The 4,530-nt window shown below is 69.8% G+C and carries 6 protein-coding genes; 3 read left to right on the top strand and 3 right to left on the bottom strand.

Going from position 1 to position 4,530, the window contains the following annotated elements; translation table 11 throughout:
• Nucleotides 1–38: 38 nt before the first annotated feature.
• Nucleotides 39–1,127, bottom strand: coding sequence for a redox-regulated ATPase YchF (ychF, locus tag ACWGH4_RS31825; protein WP_453466989.1), 1,089 nt, complete (start codon nt 1,125–1,127; stop codon nt 39–41).
• A 215-nt stretch (nt 1,128–1,342) separates the two neighbouring features.
• Here ychF and ACWGH4_RS31820 point away from each other — a divergent pair, with 215 nt between their 5' ends.
• The gene (locus tag ACWGH4_RS31820; RefSeq protein ID WP_453466987.1) at nt 1,343–1,912 is read left to right on the top strand and encodes a DUF6542 domain-containing protein; all 570 of its coding nucleotides are present in this window, start codon (nt 1,343–1,345) and stop codon (nt 1,910–1,912) included.
• A 51-nt stretch (nt 1,913–1,963) separates the two neighbouring features.
• On the opposite strand, the gene ppgK is transcribed toward ACWGH4_RS31820, so the two are convergent.
• Nucleotides 1,964–2,704, bottom strand: coding sequence for a polyphosphate--glucose phosphotransferase (gene ppgK / locus ACWGH4_RS31815; RefSeq protein WP_441263999.1), 741 nt, complete (start codon nt 2,702–2,704; stop codon nt 1,964–1,966).
• 30 nt (nt 2,705–2,734) lie between these two features.
• Nucleotides 2,735–3,739 (bottom strand): 4-hydroxy-3-methylbut-2-enyl diphosphate reductase, encoded by a 1,005-nt coding sequence (locus tag ACWGH4_RS31810; RefSeq protein ID WP_441264230.1) that lies wholly within the window; start codon nt 3,737–3,739, stop codon nt 2,735–2,737.
• Nucleotides 3,740–4,039: 300 nt separating this feature from the next.
• Between ACWGH4_RS31810 and ACWGH4_RS31805 the strand changes: the two genes are divergently transcribed.
• Both ACWGH4_RS31805 and ACWGH4_RS31800 read left to right on the top strand, forming a co-directional pair.
• Nucleotides 4,040–4,180 carry a zinc-binding dehydrogenase gene (locus tag ACWGH4_RS31805; RefSeq protein WP_453466991.1) on the top strand — a complete coding sequence of 47 codons (141 nt, stop codon included), beginning with the start codon at nt 4,040–4,042 and terminating at the stop codon, nt 4,178–4,180.
• A gap of 131 nt (nt 4,181–4,311) precedes the next feature.
• Nucleotides 4,312–4,530 (top strand): RNA polymerase sigma factor (locus ACWGH4_RS31800; protein WP_453466985.1); only part of this gene is annotated, 219 nt, incomplete at its 3' end.

The following is a 4,530-nucleotide window of genomic DNA, read 5'->3' as shown; positions in this document are numbered from 1 at the left end:
GCTCCCGGAGGAGCCGGCCACTCGCAAATCACGTTGCCTCAGACGTTGAAGCGGAACTCCACCACGTCCCCGTCCTGCATCACGTAGTCCTTGCCCTCCATGCGCGCCTTGCCCTTCGCGCGGGCCTCGGCGACCGAGCCGGTCTCGACCAGGTCGGCGAAGGAGATGACCTCGGCCTTGATGAAGCCCTTCTGGAAGTCGGTGTGGATCACACCGGCCGCCTCGGGGGCCGTGGCGCCCTTCTTGATGGTCCAGGCGCGGGTCTCCTTGGGGCCTGCCGTGAGGTAGGTCTGCAGGCCCAGGGTGTCGAAGCCGACGCGGCCGAGGGTCGCGAGGCCCGGCTCCTCCTGGCCCATGGACTGGAGGAGCTCGAGCGCCTCGTCGTCGTCCAGTTCGATCAGCTCGGACTCGATCTTCGCGTTGAGGAAGATCGCCTCCGCCGGGGCGACCAGGGCGCGCTGCTCGTTCTTGAAGTCCTCGTCCACGAGTTCGTCCTCGTCGACGTTGAAGACGTAGAGGAAGGGCTTCGTGGTCAGCAGGTGCAGCTCGTGGAGCAGGTCGCCCTGCTCGGTGCCCTTGGTGATGCCCGCGGAGAACAGCGTCTGGCCGGACTCGAGGATCTTCTGCGCGGACTCGACGGCGGCGAGGACGGCGACCTTGTCCTTCTGGAGGCGGGACTCCTTCGTCAGGCGCGGGACCGCCTTCTCCACGGACTGGAGGTCCGCGAGGATCAGCTCGGTGTTGATCGTCTCGATGTCGTCCTTCGGCGAGACCTTGCCGTCGACGTGCACGACGTTCTCGTCCTTGAAGGCACGGATGACCTGGCAGATCGCGTCCGACTCGCGGATGTTCGCCAGGAACTTGTTGCCCAGGCCCTCGCCCTCGCTCGCGCCGCGCACGATGCCCGCGATGTCGACGAAGTCGACCGTCGCGGGGAGGATGCGCTGCGAACCGAAGATCTCCGCGAGCACGGCGAGGCGGGAGTCGGGGACGCCGACGACGCCCACGTTCGGCTCGATGGTGGCGAACGGGTAGTTGGCCGCCAGCACGTCGTTCTTGGTCAGGGCGTTGAACAGGGTCGACTTGCCGACATTCGGCAGACCGACGATTCCGATCGTGAGCGACACGTTGGCGACTTCCTGACGTGGAGGGTGATGACTGGCGGGGCCTTGCGGCCCGCGGTGAGTGGGGCCGATCCACCAGTTTACGGGCGCGGCGGACGGACCAGCGACGGCCTGCCGCGGTCCTCGGGGGCCCACCCGGAGTCGAACGCAGCCCCAAGGTCGTCCAAAGGGCGTGTCTAGTGACGGTTTCGTACCTCTTGGCGACCTAGTTTGTGCGGGTGGAGCAGCACAGGACAGGTCGCCCCCAGCCGCGGCAGCAGCCGCCGGCTCCCCTCCCGGCACCGGGCACGCTCGCCGACGCCACCGTGTATCCGGTGCCGGCCCGCCCGCCGCGCCCGGTTCCTCCCCTGGTGCTCGCGCTGCGCCGGCTGCCGAACCCCCGGCTGACCGGTCTCGGCGCGGGCCTGTTCGCCGCCGCCGCGATGCTGGCGCTGGGCGCTCTCGACGAGTTGCTGTTCGACGGTTCCGCGATCTTCTACGGTCTGCTGTTCCTGCCCGTGAGCGCGCTCACCGCGCTGTGGGTGCGGGAGGCCGACCTGGTCAGCGCGCCGATCATCGTGCCGATCGCGTTCACCGTCGGGATCGTGCCGCTCTCCGGCGGCAGCGGCGGGTTCGGCGGGCAGACGATGGCGGTGGTGACGGCGCTCGCCGTGCACGCGGGATGGCTGTACGGCGGAACGCTGGTCGCCGGGGTGATCACCTGCGTACGGAAAGTGCGGACCATGACGCGGCGGCACCGCCGCGGGCGCGGGCCCAAGGGCCCGACGGGCCCCGCCCGCCGCGGCTGAGGCCCCCTCGCACGTTCCTCGCCACGGCCGGGGCCCGGCCCCGGGTACGGCTCACTTGCCGGCGGCCGCCATCGCCGCGCCCACGATTCCGGCGTTGTTCTGCAGTTCCGCCGGGACCATCTCGGCGCGCACGCCCTCGATCAGCGGCAGGAACTTGTCGGCCTTGCGGCTCACCCCGCCGCCGATGATGAACAGCTCCGGCGAGAACAGCATCTCCACGTGCGCCAGATACTTCTGCACCCGCCGCGCCCAGTGCTGCCAGGTGAGGTCGGCGTCCTCCTTGGCCTTCGTCGAGGCGCGCTTCTCCGCGTCGTGGCCGCCCAGCTCGAGGTGGCCGAGCTCGGTGTTCGGGACCAGCCGGCCGTCGACGAAGAGCGCGCTGCCGATGCCGGTGCCGAACGTGAGCATGATGACGGTGCCCTTACGGCCGCGCCCGGCCCCGAAGGTCATCTCCGCCACCCCGGCCGCGTCCGCGTCGTTCAGGATCGTGACGGGCAGACCGCCGAGGCGGCCGCTGAGGAGCGAGGCCGCGTCCTTGTCGACCCAGCCCTTGTCCACGTTGGCCGCGGTGCGTGTGACGCCGCTGGTGACCACGCCGGGGAAGGTGATGCCGACCGGGCCGGTCCAGCCGAAGTGGCCGACCACCTCCGCGACGCCGTCGGCGACGGCGTCCGGCGTCGACGGGTGCGGTGTCAGGACCTTGTGGCGCTCCTGCGCCAGATCGCCGCGGTCCAGATCCACGGGAGCGCCCTTGATCCCGGACCCGCCGATGTCAACTCCGAAGACGTTCATGGACACAACGTTAAGGGGCGGAGCTGACGGTCACTGCCCTGACGGGTCGGCCGACATCGCGGCGGCCTCGGCGCGCAGGTCCCTGCGGAGTTCCTTCGGCAGCGAGAAGGTGATCGACTCCTCGGCCGCCTTCACGATCTCGACGTCCTCGAAGCCGCGCTGCGACAGCCACTCCAGCACGCCCTCGACCAGCACCTCCGGCACGGACGCGCCCGAGGTGACACCGACGGTGGAGACACCGTCCAGCCAGGCCTCGTCGATCTCGTCGGCGAAGTCGACGAGGTGGGCGTCGCGGGCGCCGGCGCCGAGGGCGACCTCGACGAGGCGGACCGAGTTCGACGAGTTCTTCGAGCCGACGACGATGACCAGGTCGGCCTCCGCGCCCATCTGCTTGACGGCGATCTGGCGGTTCTGCGTGGCGTAGCAGATGTCGTCGCTGGGCGGCGAGATCAGGCCGGGGAACTTGGTCTTCAGGGCGTCGACCGTCTCCATCGTCTCGTCGACGGAGAGGGTGGTCTGGGACAGCCAGACGACCTTGTCGGGGTTGCGGACCTCGACGTTCGCCACGTCTTCCGGGCCGTCGACCAGGGTGATGTGGTCGGGCGCCTCGCCGGACGTGCCGATGACCTCTTCATGGCCCTCGTGGCCGATCAGGAGGATGTCGTAGTCCTCCTGGGCGAACCGCACGGCCTCCTTGTGGACCTTGGTGACCAGCGGGCACGTCGCGTCGATCGTCGCGAGCTTGCGCTCCGCCGCCTCCTCGTGGACGGTCGGGGCCACTCCGTGCGCCGAGAACATCACGATGGATCCCTCGGGAACCTCCGCCGTCTCGTCGACGAAGATCGCGCCCTTCTTCTCGAGTGTCTGTACGACGTACTTGTTGTGGACGATCTCGTGGCGGACGTAGATGGGCGACCCGTACTGCTCCAGGGCCTTCTCCACGGCGATCACGGCACGGTCCACACCTGCGCAGTAGCCGCGGGGAGCGGCGAGGAGGACGCGTCGGGCAGGAGGCGTAGCAGTCATGTGCCCCATCGTAAGGGCCACGCGATGAAGGCTCGGATCGGACACCGGCAGCAGACCGCCGGTACCCGCGTGGGTGTTTTCCACTCCTGCGGTGAACGCGCGCGGGAGTTGAGTGGGTGACATCGGGAACGCCCAGGCGGTCCGGGAGTGTCAGGGGCGGCGCGGGAGCGGGGGCGGGTGCGGTGGTGGTCATTGTCGTCGCCCGCCTGATGCTCCGGAACGCGCTGCCCAACGGCAAGAGCGCCCACTTCTACAACATCTGGGCCGGGCGGCGCAGGCTCGACACCTTCCGCGCCGCGCTGCGCGGCGCTGACCCAGGTCTTCCAGCTGCTCGCCGACGGCGCTCTCACCCCGCAGGTCGCCGCCCGCGTCCCGCTCGCCGAGGTCGGCGAAGCGGTGCGGCTGGCAGAATCCGGCACCGTGGTCGGCAAGGTCGTCCTGGTGCCGTAGGCGGCCGGCGGCGAAGAGCGGGGCGGCACCGGCATCCAGCGTGCTTCGGACCGGTCCCCGCTCCCGGAGTGTGACGTACGTCTCGGGAACCCCGCTCGATGGATCGACAGCTGACTGAGGTGACAACAACCATGCGCGCGCGCATCCGTGCGGGGGATCCACAAGCCTTCGCGGAGCTCTTCGACCAATACGCGAAAACCGTCTACAACCACGCCTACCGGCTGACCGCCGACTGGTCGGCCGCCGAGGACATCGTCTCGGCGACGTTCATGGAAGCCTGGCGCGGCCGCGGGCGCCTCGAGGCGGAAGGCGGGAGCGTACGCCCGTGGCTGCTGGGCATCGCCACCAAC

The organism is Streptomyces sp. NPDC054847 (assembly GCF_053610925.1).
This window is presented reverse-complemented; position numbering and strand designations above follow the sequence as displayed.